The sequence below is a fragment of the Brevibacterium sp. LAARM2_SD2 genome, assembly GCF_057364785.1.
The window spans coordinates 12,975-36,110 of the sequence record NZ_JBNFOM010000029.1; the positions used below are offsets into that span (position 1 = coordinate 12,975).

26 protein-coding genes are annotated in these 23,136 nt (G+C 68.9%); 7 read left to right on the forward strand and 19 right to left on the reverse strand.

Going from position 1 to position 23,136, the window contains the following annotated elements; all coding sequences use genetic code 11:
* Nucleotides 1-5: 5 nt before the first annotated feature.
* Nucleotides 6-1,190 carry a glycosyltransferase gene (locus AC2W7K_RS15595; protein ID WP_344249861.1) on the forward strand — a complete coding sequence of 395 codons (1,185 nt, stop codon included), beginning with the start codon at nt 6-8 and terminating at the stop codon, nt 1,188-1,190.
* Nucleotides 1,191-1,241: 51 nt separating this feature from the next.
* Here AC2W7K_RS15595 and gluQRS read toward each other — a convergent pair whose 3' ends face one another.
* The 12 genes from gluQRS to AC2W7K_RS15655 form a co-directional block, all read right to left on the reverse strand.
* Nucleotides 1,242-2,189: a tRNA glutamyl-Q(34) synthetase GluQRS gene (gluQRS, locus tag AC2W7K_RS15600; RefSeq protein WP_344249595.1), complete on the reverse strand. Its 948-nt coding sequence runs from the start codon at nt 2,187-2,189 to the stop codon at nt 1,242-1,244.
* Nucleotides 2,186-2,503, reverse strand: coding sequence for a GNAT family N-acetyltransferase (locus AC2W7K_RS15605; protein WP_198498688.1), 318 nt, complete (start codon nt 2,501-2,503; stop codon nt 2,186-2,188). The genes gluQRS and AC2W7K_RS15605 overlap by 4 nt, the downstream gene beginning before the upstream one ends.
* 31 nt (nt 2,504-2,534) lie before the next feature.
* Nucleotides 2,535-3,377 (reverse strand): amino acid ABC transporter permease, encoded by an 843-nt coding sequence (locus AC2W7K_RS15610; protein WP_198498687.1) that lies wholly within the window; start codon nt 3,375-3,377, stop codon nt 2,535-2,537.
* Nucleotides 3,374-4,036 carry an amino acid ABC transporter permease gene (locus AC2W7K_RS15615; protein ID WP_211977658.1) on the reverse strand — a complete coding sequence of 221 codons (663 nt, stop codon included), beginning with the start codon at nt 4,034-4,036 and terminating at the stop codon, nt 3,374-3,376. Before AC2W7K_RS15615 ends, AC2W7K_RS15610 begins: the two co-directional genes overlap by 4 nt.
* 92 nt (nt 4,037-4,128) lie before the next feature.
* The gene (locus tag AC2W7K_RS15620) at nt 4,129-5,025 is read right to left on the reverse strand and encodes a glutamate ABC transporter substrate-binding protein (RefSeq protein ID WP_344249603.1); all 897 of its coding nucleotides are present in this window, start codon (nt 5,023-5,025) and stop codon (nt 4,129-4,131) included.
* A gap of 51 nt (nt 5,026-5,076) precedes the next feature.
* Nucleotides 5,077-5,805, reverse strand: coding sequence for an amino acid ABC transporter ATP-binding protein (locus AC2W7K_RS15625; protein ID WP_211979286.1), 729 nt, complete (start codon nt 5,803-5,805; stop codon nt 5,077-5,079).
* 110 nt (nt 5,806-5,915) lie between these two features.
* Nucleotides 5,916-7,610 carry an AMP-binding protein gene (locus tag AC2W7K_RS15630; RefSeq protein ID WP_344249605.1) on the reverse strand — a complete coding sequence of 565 codons (1,695 nt, stop codon included), beginning with the start codon at nt 7,608-7,610 and terminating at the stop codon, nt 5,916-5,918.
* Between the two features lie 64 nt (nt 7,611-7,674).
* Entirely contained in the window at nt 7,675-9,468 is a 1,794-nt protein-coding gene (locus tag AC2W7K_RS15635; protein WP_344249607.1) for an ABC transporter permease, read from the reverse strand.
* 99 nt (nt 9,469-9,567) lie between these two features.
* A complete protein-coding gene (locus tag AC2W7K_RS15640) occupies nt 9,568-9,969 on the reverse strand; it encodes a TOBE domain-containing protein (RefSeq protein ID WP_198498682.1) in 402 nt (133 codons plus the stop codon).
* On the reverse strand, nt 9,966-10,388 hold the full coding sequence (locus AC2W7K_RS15645) for a molybdenum cofactor biosynthesis protein MoaE (protein WP_344249609.1): 423 nt from the start codon (nt 10,386-10,388) through the stop codon (nt 9,966-9,968). Before AC2W7K_RS15645 ends, AC2W7K_RS15640 begins: the two co-directional genes overlap by 4 nt.
* A complete protein-coding gene (moaC, locus tag AC2W7K_RS15650) occupies nt 10,385-10,816 on the reverse strand; it encodes a cyclic pyranopterin monophosphate synthase MoaC (protein ID WP_376871846.1) in 432 nt (143 codons plus the stop codon). Before moaC ends, AC2W7K_RS15645 begins: the two co-directional genes overlap by 4 nt.
* 35 nt (nt 10,817-10,851) lie before the next feature.
* Nucleotides 10,852-12,066, reverse strand: a complete 1,215-nt coding sequence (locus AC2W7K_RS15655; RefSeq protein WP_344249613.1) for a molybdopterin molybdotransferase MoeA — start codon at nt 12,064-12,066, stop codon at nt 10,852-10,854.
* Nucleotides 12,067-12,111: 45 nt separating this feature from the next.
* Here AC2W7K_RS15655 and moaA point away from each other — a divergent pair, with 45 nt between their 5' ends.
* Both moaA and AC2W7K_RS15665 read left to right on the forward strand, forming a co-directional pair.
* Complete coding sequence (gene moaA / locus AC2W7K_RS15660) at nt 12,112-13,200, forward strand: GTP 3',8-cyclase MoaA (protein ID WP_344249615.1); 1,089 nt, start codon at nt 12,112-12,114, stop codon at nt 13,198-13,200.
* Nucleotides 13,201-13,208: 8 nt separating this feature from the next.
* Nucleotides 13,209-13,487 (forward strand): MoaD/ThiS family protein, encoded by a 279-nt coding sequence (locus tag AC2W7K_RS15665; protein WP_486006377.1) that lies wholly within the window; start codon nt 13,209-13,211, stop codon nt 13,485-13,487.
* 90 nt (nt 13,488-13,577) lie between these two features.
* Here AC2W7K_RS15665 and AC2W7K_RS15670 read toward each other — a convergent pair whose 3' ends face one another.
* The 3 genes from AC2W7K_RS15670 to AC2W7K_RS15680 are packed head-to-tail and all read right to left on the reverse strand — an operon-like array spanning nt 13,578 to nt 15,981.
* Nucleotides 13,578-14,729, reverse strand: a complete 1,152-nt coding sequence (locus tag AC2W7K_RS15670; protein WP_344249619.1) for a ThiF family adenylyltransferase — start codon at nt 14,727-14,729, stop codon at nt 13,578-13,580.
* Between the two features lie 45 nt (nt 14,730-14,774).
* Entirely contained in the window at nt 14,775-15,707 is a 933-nt protein-coding gene (locus AC2W7K_RS15675) for a molybdopterin-binding protein (protein WP_486006378.1), read from the reverse strand.
* Entirely contained in the window at nt 15,622-15,981 is a 360-nt protein-coding gene (locus AC2W7K_RS15680; RefSeq protein ID WP_486006379.1) for a hypothetical protein, read from the reverse strand. The genes AC2W7K_RS15675 and AC2W7K_RS15680 overlap by 86 nt, the downstream gene beginning before the upstream one ends.
* A 132-nt stretch (nt 15,982-16,113) precedes the next feature.
* Here AC2W7K_RS15680 and AC2W7K_RS15685 point away from each other — a divergent pair, with 132 nt between their 5' ends.
* Nucleotides 16,114-16,953 carry a CPBP family intramembrane glutamic endopeptidase gene (locus AC2W7K_RS15685; protein ID WP_344249623.1) on the forward strand — a complete coding sequence of 280 codons (840 nt, stop codon included), beginning with the start codon at nt 16,114-16,116 and terminating at the stop codon, nt 16,951-16,953.
* A gap of 106 nt (nt 16,954-17,059) precedes the next feature.
* Here the strand turns inward: AC2W7K_RS15685 and AC2W7K_RS15690 are convergent, their stop codons facing one another.
* Both AC2W7K_RS15690 and AC2W7K_RS15695 read right to left on the reverse strand, forming a co-directional pair.
* Nucleotides 17,060-18,529 carry a peptide MFS transporter gene (locus tag AC2W7K_RS15690; RefSeq protein ID WP_198498673.1) on the reverse strand — a complete coding sequence of 490 codons (1,470 nt, stop codon included), beginning with the start codon at nt 18,527-18,529 and terminating at the stop codon, nt 17,060-17,062.
* Nucleotides 18,530-18,657: 128 nt separating this feature from the next.
* A complete protein-coding gene (locus tag AC2W7K_RS15695; RefSeq protein WP_344249626.1) occupies nt 18,658-19,926 on the reverse strand; it encodes an MFS transporter in 1,269 nt (422 codons plus the stop codon).
* Between the two features lie 271 nt (nt 19,927-20,197).
* Between AC2W7K_RS15695 and AC2W7K_RS15700 the strand changes: the two genes are divergently transcribed.
* Nucleotides 20,198-20,611, forward strand: coding sequence for a phage holin family protein (locus tag AC2W7K_RS15700; RefSeq protein WP_140955080.1), 414 nt, complete (start codon nt 20,198-20,200; stop codon nt 20,609-20,611).
* Nucleotides 20,612-20,723: 112 nt separating this feature from the next.
* On the forward strand, nt 20,724-20,951 hold the full coding sequence (locus AC2W7K_RS15705; RefSeq protein WP_344249631.1) for a hypothetical protein: 228 nt from the start codon (nt 20,724-20,726) through the stop codon (nt 20,949-20,951).
* Between the two features lie 66 nt (nt 20,952-21,017).
* Here the strand turns inward: AC2W7K_RS15705 and AC2W7K_RS15710 are convergent, their stop codons facing one another.
* Together AC2W7K_RS15710 and AC2W7K_RS15715 are read right to left on the reverse strand one after the other, a co-directional pair.
* Complete coding sequence (locus AC2W7K_RS15710) at nt 21,018-21,788, reverse strand: alpha/beta fold hydrolase (RefSeq protein WP_486006383.1); 771 nt, start codon at nt 21,786-21,788, stop codon at nt 21,018-21,020.
* 95 nt (nt 21,789-21,883) lie between these two features.
* Nucleotides 21,884-22,525: a universal stress protein gene (locus AC2W7K_RS15715; protein ID WP_486006380.1), complete on the reverse strand. Its 642-nt coding sequence runs from the start codon at nt 22,523-22,525 to the stop codon at nt 21,884-21,886.
* Here AC2W7K_RS15715 and AC2W7K_RS15720 point away from each other — a divergent pair.
* Nucleotides 22,461-22,697, forward strand: a complete 237-nt coding sequence (locus AC2W7K_RS15720; protein WP_486006385.1) for a hypothetical protein — start codon at nt 22,461-22,463, stop codon at nt 22,695-22,697. The two genes, AC2W7K_RS15715 and AC2W7K_RS15720, sit on opposite strands and share 65 nt — an antisense overlap.
* Nucleotides 22,698-23,136: the final 439 nt, after the last annotated feature.

Consider the following 23,136-nt stretch of genomic DNA (forward strand, 5'->3'; position numbering starts at 1 on the left):
TCCTCATCCCCACCGAGACCTACGCCCCCGAGGTCAACGGAGCGGCGAAGTTCGCCGAACGCCTGGCAGCGGGACTCGCCGCCCGCGGACATGACGTCCACGTCGCCTGCCCCTCGGCGACCGGCACCCCCTCGGTGAGCGTGGAGAACGGCGTCACCGTCCACCGCCTCACCTCCCACCGCTGGATGCTCCACCCCACGTGGACGATCTGCATGCCGTGGGAGACGAAACCGGAGATCGCCCGCCTCCTCGACACCCTCAAGCCCGACGTCGTCCACACGCAGGCGCACTTCGTCATCGGCCGCTACGCGTTCTCCGAATCGCACAAGCGCGGCATCCCCGTCGTCGCGACGAACCACTTCATGCCCGAGAACGTCCGCCCCTACCTCCGCGTGCCCAAGCCGCTCGTCGACGGCGGCACCGCGCTTGCCTGGTGGGATCTGCGCCGGAAGTTCCAGTCCGCCGAGTTCATCACCGTCCCCACGCAGCTCGCCGCCGACCTGCTCACGCAGAACGGCTTCAGCTCCCCCATCCGCGCGGTCTCCTGCGGCATCGACCTCGACCGGTTCTCCCACCTCAAGCAGCCCGTGACCGGCGGGAAGGGCTCCTCGTCGGGCACCGAGGCGGCCGCCCCGCGGGTGCTCTTCGTCGGTCGGCTCTCGGCGGAGAAGCACGCCGAGGACATCGTCCGCGCCGTCGCACTCACCGACCCGGCACTCGGCCTCGAGGCCGACATCGTCGGGGGCGGCGATCAGGAGGAGCCGCTCAAGTCGCTCGCCGCGGAACTCGGCATCGCCGAGCGCATCCACGTGCTCGGCAAGATCAGCGACTCCGCGCTCATGGACGCCTACGCCCGGTGCACGTTCTTCTGCATGCCCTCGACGGCCGAGCTCCAGTCGATCGCCACACTCGAGGCCCTGGCCTCGCGCAAACCCGTCGTCCTCGCCGACGCCGTCGCCCTGCCCCATCTCGTCCGCGACGGCGTCAACGGCTACCTGTTCCCACCGCGGGACATCGAGGCCCTCGCCGATCGCTTCACCCGCATCTGCACGCAGACGCCCCCGCAGTACGAGGCGATGTCCCGGGCCTCCCTCGACGTCGTCGCCACCCATGACATCGAGTACACGCTCGACACGTTCGAGTCGATCTACGCCGACGTCATCGCCGGATACGTCGACACCGCGGCCTGAGACCGACTGCCTGAAACGGCCTGAGACGGACCGCCTGAAACGGCCCGCCGCTCAGGCCGCGTCGTCGGCCGGCGGGACGAACACCGTCGGCTCCGACCCCAGCCGCGCGACGTCGAGCCCGGCGATGACGTCCTCGATCGACCGCCACCGGGCACTGCCTCCGGTGGCAGACGTCGGATCGGCCCCGCCGAGGGACTCCCAGATCCATCCGTAGACATCGGCGACCGTCCAGCCGCGGGCGCGCAGCTGCTCGTACGTCACGGCGCCGTCGCGCTTGGCCAGCCGGGACCCCGACTCGTTGAGCACGAGCGGCACGTGCAGCCACGCCTGCTCGGGCAGGTCGAGGAGTTCGGCAAGACGGGCCTGCCGCGGGGCCGAGGAGGCGAGGTCGTCCCCGCGGACCACCTCGGTGATCCCACTGGCCGCATCGTCGACGACGACGGTAAGGTTGTAGGCGAACACGCCGTCACCGCGCCGGAGCACGACGTCGTCGACCGGTGCCGTGATCGTGCCGAGCAGAGCGTCGGCCACGGTGACCTCCCGGTTCTCCGAGCGCAGCCGCAGGGCCGGTCTCCGGCCCGCGGCGGCCAGGGCGGTCCGCGCCTCGGTGCGCTGCTCCTCGGAGAGGTCGCGGCACGTGCCCGGATACGCCCCCGGTGGGGCGTGCGGGGCGGAGGGGGCCTGCTGGATGTCCTTGCGCGAGCAGTAGCATTCGTAGACGAGTCCCGCCTCATCGAGACGGGCGATCGCCTCAGCGTAGACGTCGAGACGCGCGGACTGGACGAGGGGGTCGTCGTCGGGCACGATCCCGAGGTCGGCGAACACCGCCCGTTGGGACTCCGCCGCGCCCGGCCGGACCCGGTCGAGGTCCTCGACGCGCCAGAGGAAGCGCTGGCCCTGCTGCCGGGCGCGCGCATACGCGAGCACCCCGGTGCGGATGTTGCCGATGTGGAGGTCGCCGCTGGGGCTCGGGGCGTACCGACCGGCTCCCGCCCTCACCTGTCGGCGACGAGATCGGCGTACTGCGGGAACCGCTGCAGGTAGTCCTGGACGTAGGTGCACAGCGGGACGATCGTCTCCCCGTTCGCCCGGATCTCGTCGAGGGCGTGCGTGACGAGGGTGCGGGCGAATCCGCGCCGGGAGAAGCCCTCGGAGATGATCGTGTGCTGGAGTTCGAGGGTGCTGTCGCCGATCCGCTGGTAGGCGAGGAACCCGACGAACGCCTCGGGATCGTCGGTGGTGAAGAGTTCGAAGCGCTCCCGGTCACGGTTGTGGCGCATCGTCACCGGGGTGGCGCTGAGTTCGGGTTCCATCCTCACGTCCCTTTCATCGTCGGTGAGCTGCTCAGCGCACCGGTGCCGTCGTCAGCCCTTCGCCCTCGACGTCGGCGGTGGTCTTGCGCTGCAGTCGCCTCTCGAGCCACCGCGCGAAGCTCGCGACGATCATGTTGATGATGATGAAGAGCGCGGCACCGACGATGAACGTCGGCAGAAGGTTATTGTACTCGCGGCCGATGAGGTTGACCTGGTAGAGAAGGTCCTGGTAGGTGACGATGAAGCCGAGCGCCGAGTCCTTGAGGAGGACGACGATCTGCGCGACGATCGTCGGCATCATCGCCCGCAGCGCCTGCGGCATGAGGACGAGGCTCATCACCTGTCCCGGTCGCAGGCCGATCGCCATCGCCGCTTCCCGCTGGCCCTTCGGCACGGCGAGGATGCCGGCCCGGATGATCTCGGCGAGCACCATGCCGTTGTAGAGGGTGAGGCCGATGACGACGGACCAGAACGGGCCGATCGTGTTCCCGAAGAGGAGGAACGTCGCGAAGATGAGGAGGAGGACGGGCACGCCGCGGAAGAACTCGAGGACGATCGTCGCGGGCACGGAGATGATCCGCTTCGACGACAGCCGCAGGAGGGCGAAGACGACGCCGACGGCCAGCGCCAGCACCGAGGCGACGGCGGCGACCTTGAGGGTCGCGAGCATGCCGTCGAGGAGGACGAGCTGGATCTGGGCGAATGTGAACGGATACCACTTCTCGGGTTCGAGCTGTCCGGCGTCGGCGAACTTCCAGATGATCCATGCGATGAGCCCGGCGAGCACGATCGTCGAGACGATCGAGAGGATGACGTTGTTGCGGCGGGCCTTCGGGCCCGGGGCGTCGAAGAGAACCTCTGTCGGTGCGCTCATCGGAGGATCACCAGCTTCCGCTCGAGGTAGGAGAAGATGCGCCCGAGGATGAGCGCGAGGATGAGGTAGGCGACGGCGGTGCCGAAGAGGATCGGGATGACGAGGTCGCCGCGGAGCTCGATCGCGTTGCGCATCGCGGAGATGAGTTCGCGGTTGTTGAACGCCGAGGCGATCGACGTGTTCTTGAGCATCGCGATGATGACGCTGCCGAGCGGCGGGATGACCGTCCGGAAGGCCTGCGGCAGGATGACCTCCGTCAGCGTCTGGTTGAACGTCAGCCCGATGGCCCGGGCGGCCTCGGCCTGGCCGACGGGGATCGTCGCGATGCCCGCCTTGAGGGTCTCGGCGACGAAGCACGCGGTGTAGGCGGTGAGCGCGAGCGTCGCGTAGACGAAGGAGTTGAACGAACTCGAGTCGCCGAAGCGGATGTCGAGGAAGGGCAGTCCGAAGGCGCAGAAGAACATCACGAGCGTCAGCGGGGTGTTGCGGACGATGTTGATGTACGCCGAGGCGGCGATCCGCAGCACCGGGGTCGGTGAGACCCGCATGGCGGCGAGGATCGTGCCGAGCACCAGCGATCCGACGAGGGTGACGGTGAAGAGCTTGACCGTGCCCCAAATGCCGGAGCCGAAGAGCTCGAGCAGGGCGAGAAAGTCCATCCCGGGTTCCTTAATCGATGCGAGGGCACCGGTCGGTGCCCTCGCATCAGGTCAGTGAGGCAGCCGGTGGGCGGCCTCGGTGCGGCAAGCGGTCAGTAGCGGTCGATCTCCGGCATCTTCACGCCCTCGGCCGATCCGAGCGTGTACTCGAAGGCCTCGGTCCACTGCCCGTCGTCCATGCTCGTCTGCACCGCGTCGTTGACCGCGTTGCGCAGGGCCGTGTCGTCCTTGGGCAGGCCGATGCCGTAGGGCTCTTCGCTGAAGGGCTTGCCGACGACCTTGAGCTCGCCCTCGTTCTGCGCCGCGTACCCGCGGAGGATCGCGTCATCGGTCGTCACCGCGTCGACGGCACCGGACTGGAGGTCGGTCACGCACTTCGAGTACGTGTCGTAGGTGACGAGTTCGGCGTCTCCGTACTCGTCCTGGATCCGCTGCGCCGGGGTCGAGCCGTCGACCGAGCAGACCTTGCGGCCGGCGAGGTCCTCGGGACCGGCGATGTCGGAGTCGGACTTCACGAGCAGGTCCTGACCGGCGACGTAGTAGGGGCCGGCGAAGTCGACGACCTGCTTGCGCTCGTCGTTGATCGTGTAGGTCGCAACGACCATGTCGACGGTGCCCTGCTGGAGGAAGGGCTCGCGGTTGGCCGAGACGGTCTCGACGAAGTCGATCTGGTCAGGGGCGAAGCCGAGCTGCGCGCCAACCATCTTCGCGATCTCGATGTCGAAGCCCTCCGGGTTCTCGGAGCCGGTGGTGACGTTGCCGAGACCCGGCTGGTCGAACTTCACGCCGACCTTGAGCTGACCGGCGTCCTTCGCCGCCTGCCAGGTCTTCGAGTCGGCGACGTCGGCGCTCTCGTTGACCGGGTACTCCGGGGCCGCGGCCTGCGAACCGCCGTCGGCCGGGTTGTCGGGGGTGCCGCCCTGCCCGCATCCGCTGAGGGCGAGGAGTCCGACCGCGACCGAGGCGATCGCGACGCTGAGCTTCTTCATGGTTTCTCCTTGGTGGTGTCGAACGGAACAGAGGGTCGAATCGGGGGTGGGTCAGTTCGTGAGGATCTTCGAGAGGAAGTCCTGGGCGCGCCCGCTCTGCGGGTTCGTGAAGAACTCCTCCGGACCGTTGACTTCGACGATCTCCCCGTCGGCCATGAAGACCACGCGATTGCCGGCCTTGCGGGCGAACCCCATCTCGTGGGTGACGACGACCATCGTCATCCCCTCCTTCGCGAGTTCGACCATGACGTCGAGGACTTCGTTGATCATCTCCGGGTCGAGCGCCGAGGTGGGCTCGTCGAAGAGCATGACCTTCGGCTTCATCGCCAGCGCCCGGGCGATCGCGACGCGCTGCTGCTGCCCGCCGGAGAGCTGAGCGGGGTACTTGTCGGCCTGGTGGGCGACCCCGACGCGTTCGAGCAGCGCCATCGCCTGCTTGTCCGCGTCGGCCTTCTTCAGCTTCCGCACCTTGATCGGGCCCAGGGTGACGTTCTCGAGGATCGTCTTGTGGGCGAACAGGTTGAACGACTGGAAGACCATGCCGACGTCCGAGCGCAGCTGCGCGAGCGCCGCACCTTCGGCCGGCAGCTCCTTGCCGTCGATCGTGATCGATCCCGAGGTGATCGTCTCCAACCGGTTGATCGTCCGGCACAGGGTCGATTTGCCCGAGCCGGAGGGACCGATGACGACGACGACCTCACCCTCGTGGATGTCGAGATCGATGTGCTTGAGCGCGTGGAAGTCACCGTAGTGCTTCTCGACGTCGGTCATCGAGACCAGCGGTTGTGATTCAACTCTCATGACCACTGATCTTAGTGAATGACCTGCTCACATGAAAAACGTCACGTGTTCCCAGGACAACTGCAATGAACTTGTGACCTGAGCGACATTCACACGCTGCTGCCTGCGTGAACGATCCTCTCGCCCTCTTCGCGCAACTCGACTTTCCGGATCTTTCCGGACACCGTCATCGGGAACGAGTCGCGGACCTCGACGTACCTGGGGATCTTGAAATGGGCGAGGCGGCCCTCGGCGAACTCCCTGACGTCGGCGGCGGTCAGCGTGTCGTAGCCGTCCTTGAGGATGACCCAGGCCATGAGCTCCTCGCCGTACTTCTCGTCGGGGACGCCGATGACCTGGACGTCGCTGATCGCCGGATGCTGGTAGAGGAACTCCTCGATCTCCCGCGGGTAGACGTTCTCTCCCCCGCGGATGACCATGTCCTTGATCCGGCCGGAGATGTCGACGTACCCGTCGTCGTCCATGATCGCGAGATCGCCGGTGTGCATCCAGCGGGCCGCATCGATCGCCTCGGCGGTCTTGTCCGGCTCCTCCCAGTACCCGAGCATCACCGAGTACCCGCGGGTGCACAGTTCGCCCTTCTGCCCGCGGGGCATCGTCTGGCCCGTCACCGGGTCGACGATCTTCACCTCGACGTGGGGCATGACCCGGCCCACCGTCTGCGTTCGGGCCTCGAGGGAGTCGTCGGCGCGGGTCATCGTCGACACCGGCGAGGTCTCGGTCATCCCGTAGCAGATGGCGACCTCGGACATGTTCATGTCGTCGATGACGTGGCGCATCACCTCGACCGGGCACGGGGACCCGGCCATCACCCCGGTGCGCAGGGTCGACAGGTCGTAGTCGGCGAAGTCGGGCAGGCCGAGTTCGGCGATGAACATCGTCGGCACCCCGTAGAGGGAGGTCGCCCTTTCCTCGGCGACGGCGGTGAGGCTCGCCGCCGGGTCGAAGCCCGGGGACGGGAGGATGACCGAGGCCCCGTGGCTGAGCGCCGCGAGATTGCCGATGACCATGCCGAAGCAGTGGTAGTAGGGCACGGGGAGGACGACGGAGTCGGCGGGCGAGTACGAGAGGAGCTCGCCGATGAAGTAGCCGTTGTTGAGGATGTTGTGGTGGGACAGCGTCACGCCCTTGGGGAAGCCCGTCGTCCCGGAGGTGTACTGGATGTTGATGGGATCGTCGGCGGAGAGTTCGGCCGCCGCCTGTTCGAGGCGCACCGCGTACTTCGCTCCGGGGTCGGCGAGCAGCTCCCGGCCCTGGGTCAGCAGGTGGGCGAACGATTCGCGCTCCCCGATCGTCGCCGTTCCGGTCAGAGCGTCCGGGACGGTGTCGAGGAAGACGAGATCGAGACCCGGCACCGAGGCGGCCACCTCGGTGGCCAGGGCGTGGAAGTCCGAATGGGGCGGGGCGGCGATCTGCGAGATGAGCATCGTCATCCCCGACTGGCCCACGACGAATTCGAGTTCGTGGGCGCGGTAGGCGGGGTTGACGTTGACGAGGATCGCCCCGATCTTCGCCGTCGCGTACTGGACGAGCGCCCATTCCCCGACGTTCTGCGCCCAGATCCCGATGCGATCGCCATTGCCGAGGCCGCGTTCGAGCAGGGCACCGGCCAGCGCGTCGGTGTCGGCGTCGAACTCGGCATACGTCCAGCGTCGGTCGGAGCCGCGGTCGATGAGGGCGATCGCGTCCGGGTGGGCGGCGGCGGTGCGCCGGAAGTTCGCCGGAATCGTCTCCCCGCGCAGGGGTTCGGTCGACGGTCCGGAGGAGTAGGAGAGGTCAGCCACGTCGTTGTCGCCCTTCGTATCCCGTCAGCGGTCACTGACAGCGTGCGGTGTGATCGCCTTCACACTATTCCGGTTCGGTCCGACTCGCAAAGGCCGGGGTGCTCCTGTCGTCGGCCTCCCTGCCGAGGCGGGTGGGGGTGGTGGCGCGGAAGCTGCGGACGAAGTCGTCGTCGCTCCCGGGCCCGGCCTGTCCGTCGGCCTCGACGAGACGCGCGCGACCGGCGTCGATGAGGACGAGCGCGCGGCTGAGTGCCGCGACGTCGGCGGCGTCATGGGTGATGAGCAGGGCGCTGCGTCCGCGCAGCACGTCGGCGAGGACGGCGCGGGTGCTGATCTTCACGTCGACGTCGAGGGCGGCGAGGGGCTCGTCGAGGAGGAGGAGCGTGGGGTCGATGACGAGCGCCCGGGCGAGGGCGATGCGCGCTGCCTGCCCGCCGGAGACCTCGTCGGGGCGGCGGTCGCTGCAGTGGCCGACGCCGAGGCGGTCGAGCATCGCCTGGGCGGTGGTGCGGGCCTCGGCGCTCCGGTGTCCGTGGGCGCGGAGTCCGAACGCGACGTTGTCGAGGACGCTGAGGTGCGGGAAGAGCAGCGGGTTCTGGGCGAGGTGGACGACCCCGCGAGCGTGGATGGGCGGCCAGTGGCCGGCGTCGATGTCGAAGATCGTGCGGTCGCCGAGCCGCAGCGCCCCGGATTCGGCGGGCAGGGCGCCGGTGATGATCTGGAAGAGACTCGACTTCCCGGCCCCGTTGCGGCCGATGAGCGCCGTCGTCTGCCCGGCGGACACGTCGAGGGCGATGTCGAGTCCGCGGGTGGGCAGCTGGGCGCTCAGGCTCAGTCGCCCGTCGCCGGCCCCGGCGGCGGGACTGGTGGCGGCTCCGGCGACGGCGCCCGTGGCGGCTCCGCGGCCGATCTCCGAGGTGACGCCCCTGCAAGCGGCATGGGGTTCCGGTTGGGCCTCCGCCACCGGGAGGACAGCATCGGTGTCGTCCGGCCGGGAGGCGGGTGCGCCCGTGCGCGCGATGGTGGCGCCGGGAGCCGAAGCGCGCGGGCCGAAGCGGCGCAGACGCGGGGCGTGGGGCGAGCGGTACGCGAGGACGATGATGATGAGCGCGGTGACGACGAGGAGCAGGGAGAGGGCGATCGCCGACTGCGGGTCGGACTCGCGGACGAGGTAGATCTGCAGCGGCATCGTCCGGGTCACGCCCGACAGGGAGCCGGCGAAGGTGAGGGTCGCCCCGAATTCGCCGAGGGATCTGGCGAAGCAGAGGACGGCGCCGGTGAGGATGCCTGCCCGCAGCATGGGGAGGGTGACCGTGGCGAACACGCGCATCGGGGTCGCCCCGAGTTCGGCGGCGGCGATCTCGTAGCGCTGCCCGCGCGCGGCGACCGCGGTCTCGACCGACATCACCATGAACGGGAGGGAGACGAAGATCTGGGCGACGACGACGGCCGCCGTCGTGTACGCGAGCCCGAGACCGGCCTCGGTGAGCAGGGACCCGAGATACGCCGAGCGCCCCCACGTGTAGAGGAGCGCGAGGCCGCTGACGACCGGCGGCAGGACGAGCGGGAGGAGGATGAGGGTGCGCACGAGCCGCTGTCCCGGGAACGTCGTCGTGGCGAGCAGATAGCCGAGCGGGAAGCCGAGGACGACGCTGACGAGCGCGGAGATCGTCGACGTGAGCAGGGACAGTCCCATCGCCAGCTGCGACTCGGGGGCCCCGATGACCTCGCCGAGGTGGCCGAGGTCGATGCGGGTGACCATCCCGATGATGGGGACGAGGAGGAACGCGACGGCGAGGACAGCGGGAATCCACAGCCACCTCGGCGCCGTCGCATGCCTCCGGGCACGCCCCGTCACGGATGGTCTCCCGGTGTGGAATCACAGATCATCCACCCATTATCACCCGCAGATGCGGAGTTTCAGAGCATCTGCGTCAGCATCTGAGACTGGTAAGGGTCAGTCGCCGCCAGCGGTGTCGATCCACACCATCGTCGCCTTGACGGCCGCGGTGGCGAGGCTGCCGGGTTCGAGTTCGAGCTGACGGCACGCCTCGGCGGACATCAGGGACACGACCCGGAACGGCCCGCACTGGAGGCTGACCTGCGCCATCACCCCGTCGATGACGACGTCGGTTACGAGCCCGGTGAAGCGGTTGCGCGCCGAGCTGCGGACGTGCGTCGGGTCGTCGAGGGAACCGGCGCCGTCCTGGGCGAGCACGGCGAGTTCGGCCCCGTCGACGACGGACCGGTTCGAGGCGTCCTTGTGCTGCGCGAGCCGGCCGTCGCTGATCCAGCGACGGATCGTGTCGTCGCTGACGCCGAGGAACCGGGCGGCCTCGCTGATGCGCAGCTGAGTCATTCGAGCGCTCCCACCCATTCGTCGTCGCCGTCGGTGAAGAACTGGTGCTTCCAGATCGCCACCTTCTCCTTGACCTCGTCGACGAGCTCGCCGCACGCGACGAAGGACTCCCGGCGGTGCGGTGAGGCGACGACGGCGGCCAGCGCCACATCGCCGACGGTCAGCTCTCCGACCCGGTGGACGACGGAGAGGCGGACCGCGGGATGCCGGGCGGCCACCGCGGCGGCCACCTCGGCGATCTGCGCGGGCGCCAGCGGGTGGGATTCGTAGACGAGCCGGGTGACACCGCGGCCCGAATCGTGGTCGCGGATGATCCCGGAGAAGGTCACGGCGGCCCCGCATTCGGCGGTGACGACCTCGGGTTCGAGGTCGGTCACGCTGATCGGGGACTCGGTGATGCCGGTGGTGATGACGGTCATGACTCCCGCTTCCAGTCCCCGCTCTTGCCGCCGGTCTTCTCGAGGACCTTGATGTCCCCGATGACCGCGCGGTTGTCGACGGCCTTGATCATGTCGAAGATCGTCAGCGCGGCGACGGAGACGGCGGTGAGGGCCTCCATCTCGACACCGGTCACCGACACCGTCTTCACGGCCGCGGTCACCGTGACGGCGGAGTCCGTGAGGGTGAAGTCGACGTCGACGCCGGTCAGCGGCAGCGGATGGCAGAGCGGGATGAGGTCGCTCGTGCGCTTGGCGCCCATCACCGCGGCAATCCGCGCCACCGGCAGGGCATCGCCCTTGGGCAGGCCCGCCTGACCGATGAGGGAGATGACCTCCGGGGTCGTCGTGATCGTGGCCGTGGCCACGGCCCGCCGCCGGGTGGTGCTCTTGTCGCCGACGTCGACCATCCGGGCGGCTCCGGACTCGTCGAGGTGTGTGAGGCTCACGCGATTGTCCACGTTCTCAGCCTATCCCCCGCGGCCGCGAACGGGTCGTCAGGGTCGTCGGTGGGCGGGATGAAGACGAGGTGGGTGCTCTCGGCGTAGCTGTGGAGCAGATGCGACCGGGAGCCGCCGACGAAGGTGATGCCGTCGTCGTCGACGATCGCCCGCCGCACCTGGAGCTTGCCGGCAGGCGGGGTCTCGTCGAGGTCGGCGGCCAGCGGGTGGAAGCCGACGGGGCGGGCATCGAGGCCGGGGTCGATGCCGAGGAGGGCGGGGCGGATGAAGAGCTCAACGCTGATGAGGGCGCTCACGGGATTGCCCGGCAGGGCCACCCAGGGGTGACCGGCGAGCGTGCCCACGCCCTGCGGTCCGCCGGGCTGCATGGCGATGGGTTCGAAGAGCATGTCCGCGCCCGGGTCGAGGGTCGCGGCGAGTTTGACGACCTCGCGAGCGCCCTTCGAGATGCCGCCGGTGGACACGACGAGGTCGGTGTCGACGGCGCGCACTCGGCGCAGCAGCTCCTCCGGGTCGTCGGGCACCCGCAGCTGGGTGACCTCGGCGCCGAGGCGGGTGAGGCTCGCGGTCAGGGTGATGCCGTTGGAATCCTCGATGCCGGCGTCGGCGTCCCCGGCGATCTCGTCTCCGGTGCTGAGGACGAGGATCCGCGGGAGGGTGACGACGTCGAGGTCGACGACTCCGCAGGCGGTGGCGACGCCGAGGCGGGCGGGAGTGAGCAGCGCACCGGCGCGGAGCACGGTGGTCCCGGCGGTGACGTCGCTGCCGCGGGCGCGGACGAACGCGCCGGCTGCGGGTGCGTCCTCGACGGTGATCTCCGTCGCCCCGAAGGTGCCCGGTTCGGTGGCCTCGATGGGGATGATCGTGTCAGCACCCTCGGGCACCGGGGCTCCGGTCATGATCTCGACGACGGTGCCGGGGTCCACGGCAGCGCCCCGGGCTCCGGCGGCGACCTGCCCGACGACGGGCAGCGGGCCGAGGCGGGACCCGTCCCGCGGTGCGGTCGTCAGGGTCTGTGCGGCGACGGCGAACCCGTCCATGCTCGAGTTGTCGAAGGCGGGGACGTCGACGGCGGAGACGACATCGGCGGCCAGCTGCCTGGGCACCTGAAGAAGGGCGGTCAGGGGCATGCGCGCCGAGCCGCGCAGCGGACTGATCGTCTCGAATACCCGACGACGATGCGTGAAGGCGCTGGTCATGGGACGATGATAGCGAAGAGCTTTCGTCAAGGGAGGAGAACGGACATGGGGACGATCGGCCTGCCGACCCCGATGGTGAGGACTCCGACTCTCGACCCGGGCACGTCGTTCACCGCGCACAGCGAGGAGTCGCTCCTCGACACGTTCGGACGGCGGGCGCGGGACCTGCGGATCTCGCTGACGGATTTCTGCAACCTGCGCTGCAGCTACTGCATGCCCGCCGAGGGTGTCGAGTTCATGCCCCGCGATGCGGCGATGAGCGCCGAGGAGATCATCCGCTTCGCCCGCATCGGCGTCGAGCGGTTCGGCGTCGACCAGATCCGGTTCACCGGCGGAGAGCCGCTGACCCGCCACGACATCACCGACATCATCGCGGGCGTCGCCGCCCTGACCCCGCGGCCGAACATCGCCCTGACGACGAACGCGATCGGTCTCGACAAGCGCGCGGCGAAGCTCAAGGAGGCCGGTCTCGACCGGATCAACGTCTCCCTCGACACGGTCGATGCCGACACGTTCGCCGAGATCACCCGGCGTCCGTTCCTCCAGCGCGTCCTCGACGGCATCCAGGGGTCGAAGGACGCCGGTCTCGACCCGGTGAAGATCAACGCCGTGCTCCTGCCGGGGGTCAACGACACGCAGGCACCCGACCTCCTCCAGTGGTGCCTCGGCCACGGACTGTCGCTGCGGTTCATCGAGCAGATGCCCCTCGACGCGGGGCACTCGTGGGATCGCGGGACGATGATCACCGCCGCTGACGTCTTCGCGCTGCTCGAACCCCGCTTCGTCCTCACGCCGGACGAGGCCCCGCGCGGTGGGGCGCCGGCGGAGAAGTTCCGGGTGGCGAGCCGTGAGGATCCGGACACCGACCTCGGCGACGTCGGCATCATCGCCTCGGTCACGCGCCCGTTCTGCGCCGACTGCACCCGCACCCGGCTGACCGCCGAGGGCCGGGTGCGCACGTGCCTGTTCTCCCGCACCGAGGTCGATCTGCTCGTCGCGCTGCGCTCGGGTGCCACGGATGAGGAGATCGCGAACCTGTGGAAGGGCGCGCACTGGGCGAAGCTCGCCGGGCACGGCATGGACTCCGCCGACTTCACCCAGCCGCAGCGACCGATGAGCGCCATCGGAGGATGAGAGAGACCGTGTCGACCACCGCAGCCTCGCATGCCGCCGCACCCGCGACCGTCACCGTGCGCTTCTTCGCCGCCGCCCGGGAGGCGTTCGGCACGAAGGAGTCGACCGCCGAGGCGGCCACTCTCGCCGATCTCATCGCCGTCCTCACTGCTGAGGCCGACACCGAGGCGGTCACGGTCCTTGAGCGGTCGAGCTTCCTCGTCAACGCCCGGGCGCGCACCGACCGGCAAGCGCCCTTGGCCGCCGGAGACACCGTCGACGTCCTCCCGCCCTTCGCCGGGGGGTGAGCGGGACGAAGCGCTGTGTGAGCGCGGGTCCACATTTCGAGGGGTGACCGCCCGCTGGGGTGTGACCCCGTTTTGGGGTGCGACCGTCGGTCAGAACGCGGCGTCGATGCTGCCGCGGGAGAGGTGAGCGAGGTAGCCGCCGGAGATCGACACGGCGTCGATCCCTGCCCGGCGCAGAGCGCTGACCGTCCGGGCCGAGCGCACCCCTGACCGGCAGTAGAGGGCGAAGCGCGCCGACTCCCCCACGACCGTCGCACCGTCGGTCGCCGTGAGCAGCCCGGGATCGGCGAGGAGTCGGTCCATGGGAATGTGGGCGGCTCCGGCGACGCTGCCCGCCGACACCTCGTCGTCGTCCCTGATGTCGACGAGCACGTCGTCGCGGGTGAGGCCCTCCCACGTGATGACCGGGATGGCCTCGTCGGCAGATGGGGTCGCCGAGGCGGCAGGCGCGTTTGCCGCGGCGGGGGCGACGGCTGGCCCCGGTGCACCGCCGCTGCGGTGGTCCTCGAGGCTCGTCACGGGCCGGCGTTCGGGGTCGCGGGCGACGGGGATCGTCTCCCAGCTCGCATCGAGGCTGCTGTGGATCGAGACGGCGTCGCGCAGGGGCGTGCCGATGCCGGCGAGCACCTTGATCGTCTCCATCGCCATCGCCGAGCCGATGCTGCCGCACAGGGCGCCGATGACCCCGGCGGTCGCACAGTTGGGCACGGACCCGGGCGCGGGCATCTCGGGGTGGAGGTCGCGCAGCGTCGACCCGGTGCGGGCGTCGAAGACGGCGAGCTGTCCGTCGAAGCCGAGGATCGTGCCCCACACGAGGGGGATCCCGAGCAGCTCGCACGCATCGTTGACGAGGTAGCGGGTCTCGAAGTTGTCGCTGCCGTCGACGACGATGTCGGTCCCGGTCAGCAGCTCTTCGGCGTTGTCGGCGGTGAGCAGCACCGGGTGCGTGATGATCTCGATGTCGGAGTTGAGTCCGGCCAGCCGCCGGGCCGCGGAGTCGACCTTGCGGTTGCCGACCTCCTCCTCGGCGTGGAGGAACTGCCGGTGGAGGTTGCTCAGCTCGACGACGTCGGGGTCGATGACGCTGATGGTGCCGACCCCGGCGGCGGCGAGATAGGTGAGCACGGGCGCCCCGAGGCCCCCGGCGCCGATGACGACGACATGGGAGGCGAGCAGTCTCTCCTGGGCTTCTGCGCCGAATCCGCGGAGGCGGATCTGGCGGGTGTAGCGGGCAAGGTCCATGGTTCTCAGTCTAGGACCGGTGCGCGCACGCGCGCTCGCCGCCCGCTACCCCGCGAGGCCGGTGGCCGGCAGCGGGAGCACCTGAACGAGGTCGCCGGCGGAGATCGCCGCCGGTGCGGCGGGCACGCGGAGGATCGCGTCGGCACCGGCGAAGTCGCGCAGCCGGGCGCGTTCGGCCGGGACGACGGTGCCCTCGACGGAGACGGTGACGGGGACGAAGGACACGCCCTTGACGTGTCCGGCGAGGTCGGGGCCGGCATAGACGGCCCGCTGCCAGCGTGCGGCGAGGTCGGTCCCCGACAGCAGGGTGAGCGCGAAGAGATGGAAAGACAGGAGCGCGCCGGACGGGGTGCCCGGGAAGTGGAGCAGGGGCACGCCGCCGCGGCGCCCGTGCCCCTGCGGACCCCCGGGACGCTGGCGCACCCGGACGAACTCGGAGTCGGTGCCCTCGAGGCTCGCCCGCACGACCTCGAAGGCCCCGGCGCTGATCCCGCCGGTCGTGATGACGAGGTCGACGTCGGGGAGGAGACCGTCGAGCACGGCGAGGAACTCGGCCGGATCGTCGCTGCTCGTGCCCAGGTGCGGGATCGCCCCGGCGGTGACGATGGCGGCTGAGAGCATCGGCAGGTTCGAGTTCGGGATGATCGGCGCGGTCGCCGTCGCAGCCCCCGGGGCGGCGGCGAGTTCGTCGCCGGTGACGATGAGTCCGACGCGCAGCCGCCGTCGCACCTCGACGGTGGTCTCCCCGAGCATCGCGAGCGACCCGATCGCCGCGGCCCCCAGGCGCTGACCGCCGAGGACGACGATGTCGCCGACCGCGGTGTCCTCACCGACGTCGCGGATGTTCCACCGGCCGACGATCGTCTCCGGCAGGCCGGCGACGGTGATCGTCTCAGGGATCTCTCCGGTCCGAGCGGCATCGGTGAATTCGACGGGGACGACGGCCACGGCACCGGCCGGGACGGCGGCACCCGTCATCACCCGCACCGCTGTGCCGGCGGCGATGTCGACCGGGCGGTGAGCCGGCGGGCACGTCGCCGACCACGGAGACGGGGGCGCCCGTGCGGGCCCGGGCGAGGGCGCGGGCGTCGAGGGCGTAGCCGTCCATCGCCGAGGTGGCGAAGGCCGGGATCGGATCCCGGGCGACGACGTCGTGGGCGAGGATCCGACCGACCGCCTCGGCGAGGGGCACGCTCTCACTGCCGACCGGCAGAGCTCCGGCGATGATCCGGGAATAGGCCTCGGGGTCCACGCACGTCCTTTCGCTGCGTCGGGCCGGAGGAGTCGCGGTGAGTCGTCCGGTCGGGGATGTCTCCGTCGATCCTAGGACGTGGGCGCCGCTCTTCACCAATGCGCCCTGCCCGTCTCGATTAGAGTGGGTGACGTGGAGGAACAGACCGAACCGAGAAGATGGAGCGTCGTCTCACGTCCCGGGCTCGCCGCGGTCCTCCTCGCCGCCTCGGCGGTGATCCTCTTCGGGATCGGCACGGAGTTCCGGGCCGTCAAGGTGTGGGGCTATGCGCCGATGGCCGCGTCCCTCATCCTCGCGTGGACGACCGCGGACCGGAGCTTCGCCCGGGATCTCAGCGTCATCGCCGGGGCTCTCGCGCTCATCTCCGCGATCTCCGTCGAAGCCGACATCTCGTGGACGAACATCCTGCGGATGGGGATCGTGCTCAGCGCCGTCGTCATCGGGCCCTTCCTCGTCACCCGGTACTGGTTCAAGGAGAAGAGCATCGTCTACCCGCGCCGGCACGGTCAGCCGTGGTCGAAGCTCGAGTGGGGTTGGCTGATCTTCGTCGTCGTCGTCGCCTGGCTCGTCCTCCCCCAGTACTTCTTCCGCACCGGGGTCTACCTCAACTGGCCGGCGGTGACCGAATGGCATGAGATCCTCAGGCTCTTCATCGGCGTCAACGCCGTCGGCCTCTGGGACGAGCTGTTCTTCATCTGCACGGTCTTCGCCCTGCTGCGCCGGCACTTCGACTTCTGGACGGCGAACGTGCTCACGACGATCATCTTCGTCTCGTTCCTCTGGGAGCTCGGCTACCGGTCGATCGGTCCGCTGCTGACGATTCCCTTCGCCGTCGTCCAGGCGGTGATCTTCACGAAGACGAAGTCCCTGCCCTACACCGTCACGGTCCATCTCATCTTCGACGCGATCGTCTTCCTCACGATCGTCGCCGCCCACCATCCGCAGGCGCTGCCGATCTTCATCGGGGTCTGACTCCGACAGGAGAACCGCCCTGTCCGGGAAGTTCCGGACAGGGCGGTTCCCTGCGGTCTGGTCACCCGCGGTGACGGGTGTCAGACATACGGGTGTCAGAGGCGGATCAGCGCACGCCCTTGAGCATCTTGAGCATCGGCTTCGTCAGCGTCAGCGCGAGGAGCCCGAGGACGATCGAGGTGCCGCCGATCGACGTCCAGTACGGGGTCTGGTTCGCCGGATCGAAGTAGCCGCCGAGCACACCCGAGAGTGCGGTTCCCACACCGGAGGCGAGGAAGAACACGGCGATCATCTGCGACTGGAACACCTTCGGGGCGACCTTCGTCGAGAACGACAGGCCGACCGGGGAGATGAGCAGCTCGCCGAAGACGAAGATGGCGAGGATGAGGCAGACCCACAGCAGCGGCGTCGAGTTCGCCGGCGCGGTCGCATACGGCAGGAACATGAGGAATCCGAGGCCGATGAAGACGAGCGAGAGGCCCGCCTTGACCGGGGTCGAGATCTGCTTGGGACCGAGCTTCATCCACATCGTCGCGAACAGCGGCGCGAAGATGATGACGAACGCGGCGGGGATGAGCTGGATCCAGTTGATCGGCATCTCCCACCCGAAGATCGACCGGTTGAGCTGACCGTCGGAGTAGACGGTGAGGACACCGAAGATCTGCTGGTACATCGACCAGAAGACGACGCTCGTGATGAAGAACGGAATGAACGCGAGCACCCGGGAGCGTTCGGTGGCGTTCGTCTGCGGCGAGGTGTACATGACGATGAAGTAGCACGCTGCGGCTGCCGCGGAGATGCCGGCGATCCACCAGTCGAGGTTCTCGGGGTTGACGAGACCGGTCATCCACAGCACGGTGGCGAGGACGACGACGGCGACGACCGCGACGATGAAGAGGTAGAGCTTCGACTTCGGCAGCGGGTTGACCGCGGTGCGCGATTCGGCGGGCAGCTTCTTCCGGCCGCTGCCGTAGATGACGAGGCCGAGCGCCATGCCGACGGCGGCGGCGCCGAAGCCGTAGTGGAAGCCGATGTTCTGCTGGAGCAGACCGGTGATGAGCGGGCCGAAGAGGGCTCCGATGTTGACGCCCATGTAGAAGATCGTGAAGCCCGCGTCGCGGCGGGGATCCTTCTCCTCGTAGAGCTCACCGACGAGCGCGGAGGCGTTGGCCTTGAGGCCGCCGGACCCGAGGGCCACGAGGATGAGGCCGGCGGCGACTCCGCCGAATCCCGGCACGAGCGCCAGCGCGATGTGGCCGGCCATGATGATGATCGCCGAGTAGAAGAGGACCTTCTCCGCGCCGAGGATGCGGTCGGCGACCCAGGCGCCGAGGATGGTGGCGAGGAAGACGGCACCGCCGTAGGCGCCGACGATCCCGACCGCTGTGGCCTGCGGGAGTCCGAGTCCGCCGTCTGTGACCTGGAAGTACAGGTAGAGGGCGAGGATGCCGTTCATGCCGTAGTAGGAGAAGCGCTCCCACAGTTCGAGGCTGAAGAGCTGGAAGAGCGGAAGCGGGTGTCCGAAGAACCGCGTATCGCTCTTGACGACCTCGGTCGTCGAGGTGCTGGTAGACATATCGTGCTTTCCGTTGTGTCGTGCGATCGCGCGATGTAGGAGCGCGAACAACCGGTTACTCTACTCCCACGACATGGCACACAGCACATTTTCGGTGGAATGGGAAGAGGTGTCCCAGATCGCGGAATCTACGTGTGAACCACGTCTCGTTTCCGCTGGCGGAAGCGCACGAGGACGTTGAGGAGGGCGGCGAGGACGACGACGATCGCGGCCCCGATCGGAACGGCGATGGCCGTGGACGTCCCGACCTCCTCGGCGAGGATGCCGCCGAGCGCCGAGGCCACGGACTGTCCGACGATGATCGCCGATCCCGCCATCGACATCACGGTGGCCGAGCGTCCGCGGGGGCTGCGTTCGGCGGCGAGGCTGAAGAGGGTGACGAGCGACGGCCCGATCGCCGTGCCCATGAGGAGGAGCCCGATGACGACCCCGGGCATCGCAGAGGCGGTCGCGAGCACGATGGTGCCGGCGAGCAGCAGCGGGGCGAAGCACAGCAGCCTCGCCCAGAGGGCGAAGCGCGGGGAGAAGAGGGCGACGGAGATCGCGAGGATCGCCGAGCCGATGCCGAGGACACCGTAGACGAGCCCGGCCTGTTCGGGGTGGCCGAGGTCATTCATCAGCGAGGTCAGGGCCGTCAGCGTCGAACCGAAGACGAGCCCGATGCCGAAGACGCCGAGGACGACGACGAAGATCCGTCCGGTGAAGAGGTCGCGCACCGGTCCCTTGACGACGGCGGCGGCTGCGCCCGACGTCGCGATGCGACCGCTGCGGTGGAGGGCGAAGGCGGTGACGAAGATGAGCGTCATGGCGACGGCACCGATGATCGGGGCGACGGGTGAGAACCATGTGGCGAGCAGCCCGACGATGAAGGGGCCGAAGACGAAGACGACCTCGTCGGCGGCGGACTCGTAGGCCATCGTGCCGTTGAGCACCTTCGACTGCCGGGTGCCGGGCAGCACTGAGAGGATGACGTCGACGAGGCGGGAGCGCGACATCGGGGAGACCTGCGGGGCGCTCGCTCCGATGAGGAAGGACGCGAGGAGGACGACGACGTCGGGCAGCGGGGAGAAGACGACCCAGGCGAGGAAGAGCAGAGCCGCGCTGTTGATCGCCCCGACGACGAGGAGGACGGGACGCTGTCCCCAGCGGTCGGCGGCGGCGCCGATGAAGGAGCCGAAGATCGCCGTGCCGAGCCCGACCATCGCGGAGTTGAGGCCGCCGAGGCTGAGCGAGTCGCGGCCGGCGACGACGAGCGTGAGGACGCCGACGACGACCATCGCATAGGGCATGCGGGCGAGGAAGGCAATGGGGAAATAGCTGAGACCGACGGCGCGGAGCAGGCCGGGTTCGGCGGTCGGGGGCTCGGTGTGCGGTGTCCTCTGATCGGGGTGCTGCATGGCGTTCTTCGTTTCTGCCTCGCAATGCGCTGCGAGGATTCGGTGCCGCCGTGGTGAACTGCTCTGCACTCGGTAGATGCACATCGGTGGGATGGGAACTCTGCCCCCAGCCTACCTGCCGAGCGCCCGCGCCAGGCGGTGTCATCGGTCACGATCGCATCAGGCACCCTGTCTCATCGGCACAGGTCAGGGATCAGCGGACGGGGTCGCGGACACGGCTTTCCCATCCCTGACTCAGTGGACCCGCAGACGGGAGTGAAAGGATATGACCATGAACTTCCTCTTCCGAGTCGGCATCAACGCCTTCGCCATCTGGGTGGCCGTGTGGCTGCTGCCCGGCGTGAGCATCGCCGGCAATGAGCTCATCGAGGAACAGGTCGGTCCGGTCTTCGCGATGGTCGTCTCCTACCTCGTCATCGGTCTGATCTTCGGGTTGGCCAATGCCTTCATCAAACCGATCATCAGCGTGCTGTCGGCACCGATCACCTGTCTGACGCTCGGTCTGTTCTCGATCGTCATCAACGCCGCGATGCTCGCGCTGACGAGCTGGCTGAGCGGGTTCACGCCGTTCGTCTTCACGATCGACTCGTTCTTCTTCCAGGCGATCCTCGCCGCGATCATCGTCTCCGTGGTCTCCGCGCTGCTCGGCTGGCTCGCCCCGGAGCGCTCGTACGACCGGGACTGACCTCGCACGCCCGGGACTGACACGGCCCCCGCCGGAATGCCCGTGTCGTTCTCTACGGCATGTAGACTGATGGCTGATCATCGCCGTATCGCCGCAAGTCTCGGAGGAGAACATGTCCAACCCCGCCGCGCAGAGAACGCAGAACTCCGCGAACTTCGCTGACGTCGTCGTCTTCGTCGTCTGCTTCGCGCTCTTCATCTTCTCGATCTACCTCTTCGGCGCGGCGTTCTCCTCCCCCGCCGGCACCGAGTTCTGGGTGTTCTGGGCCGGCCTCGTCGTCGCCTCGATCGCCTTCATGCTGCCGATGATCTACCACGCGATCGTCGATCGTCGCTCCTGATCCTCATGTCGGGTCACCGCTGACCTGAGACATCGCTGACCGCGTCGCAGAGCATCTGCGGCGCGGTCAGTCGCGTGTGCGGGAGAACTCCTCGATCGCCGAGGCGGCCGCCTCGGGCCGCTCGTAGTGGACGAGGTGCCCCACCCCGGAGAGTTCGACGAACCTGACGTCGTCGAGTCCGCGCACGACGGAGCGCGTGACGTCGATCGGGGCGATCGCATCCCGGTCCCCCGCGATGACGAGGAGGGGCATCGTCAGGTCGGGGGCCACCTCGGTGACGGTGTGGGCGACGGACACGTCGAAGGCCTGCGCGAGGGAGCGCCGGTCGCTGAAGGTCGAGAAGTAGCGGGCGTGCTGGTCGTGGATGTAGCGGCGCAGCCCGGGATCCTTCGTCGTCGCCATCACCTCGCTCATCAGCCGGACGATGACGGGACTCGAGAGCAGGGCCCGGCCGGGTCGCTCCGGCAGGCGGGCGCCGAGTTCGTAGTAGACCCGGGTCAGTGCCGTGAGGACGCGTGCCGAGCCCTCGAGGGCGGGCGTGGTGATCGGGTTGATGAGGACGAGTTCGGGCATCGCGGCAGGATCGTCTGCGGCGAGGTGCGAGACGAGGATCGACCCGAAGGAGTGGCCGACGAGGATCGGCACGGCCTCCCACTGAGCGGTCACCTCGGCGATGAGCAGGCGGAGATGATCGAGGTAGGCGGCCAGACTCAGACCGCCGGTCAGGGGCGCCGCCTCACCGAAGCCCGGCAGGTCGGGGACGATGACGGTGCGATCGCGCATCGCGTGGGCGATCCGGTCGAGACCGTGGTGGTCGCCCCGGAAGCCGTGGATCATGAGCACCGGTCGCCCGGGCCTGCGTCCGGGGTGGACCCACACCGGGGTGGGATGCCCGGCGACGCTGAGGTCGCGGCGCTCTGGCTCCCCCACGCTCAGCTGTCGTCGGCCGCGGTGGCCGCCTCGGCGGTGTCGGAGGCCTCCGCAGGGGCGGCGCCGGACAGGGTGCGACGCGGGATGACGACGCGGGCACCGGGGAGCACGCGCAGGAGGCGGCGGGCCCGGGCGACGCAGTGAACACGCGCCCGTGACCGAGCCGCTCGAGCCGATGAAGGCGAGCTCACCGGAGATCCATTCGACGCTCTCGGCGGCCTCCTCGATGTCGGCGCCGGCCTCCGAGACGACGGTGGCCCGGCCGGAGGCGAAGAGGTCGGAGGCGCGACCGGCGAGCATCGCTCCGCCGAACTCCTCGGCGAACTCGGTGACCTCAGCGACCTCGTCCTCGGCCATGCCGTCGTTCTCGATGAGCGCGAGCAGACGGAGGGGCACGTCGAAGGCGGTTGCGGCTTCGATCGCCGACCCGACGAGGGCGGCAGCACCGGGACGGGCGCCGAAGAGCGCAGTAATGCGCGAGACCGGGCCGATGTCCGAGCGCCGGCCGGGGCGAGGACGACGGGGACCTCGGAGGAGTGGAGCAGCGAGGTGGCGACCGTGCCGATGCGGAACTGGCGCATGAGCGTCGTCGCACGCGCACCGATGACGATGGCGACGGCGTCCTCGTCGGAGGCGACCTCCATGAGTCCCTTCGACTCGTTCGTCGCGGTGTGGATGACACCGCGGGCGGCGATGTCGTCGGGGATGAGCGCGAGGGCCTCCTCGAGCCAGTCGTCGAGCTGCTGGGCGACGATTCCCGTCCCGTCCTTGGGGATCGACCCGGCAGCGTGGAACGTCGAGGTCTCGGCCGGATGATCGTGACGACGAGTTCGACGGCGACGGAGCGGGCGATCGAGATCGCCAGGGAGATGGCGTCGCGTCCGCGGTCGGTGGCGATGTAGCCGACGACGAGGCGCGGCAGAGAGGCAGCGGATTCTGACATGGAGGACTCCTGGCTGGTAGCGGTTCTCTCAGCGATTCTACGTGGGCGCAGGCGGTCCGCGCTGGGCATTCCGCACATGGTGACATGTGGGTCTGCGCACAATGCCGACGCCACGGGAAATGACCGGCGGAGAGATAAAGTTCAGCAATTCTGACCAGAAGTCCCACAACACTGTAAGACTGTGATAACTTCGTGAGTGCAATTACGGATTCGCAACCATAAACAATTGCATTGTTCCCCATGAGCACTGACGCCGCTCATCGACGATCCACGACCATGAAAGGAGTGCAGCTGAGATGAATATCTTCGACA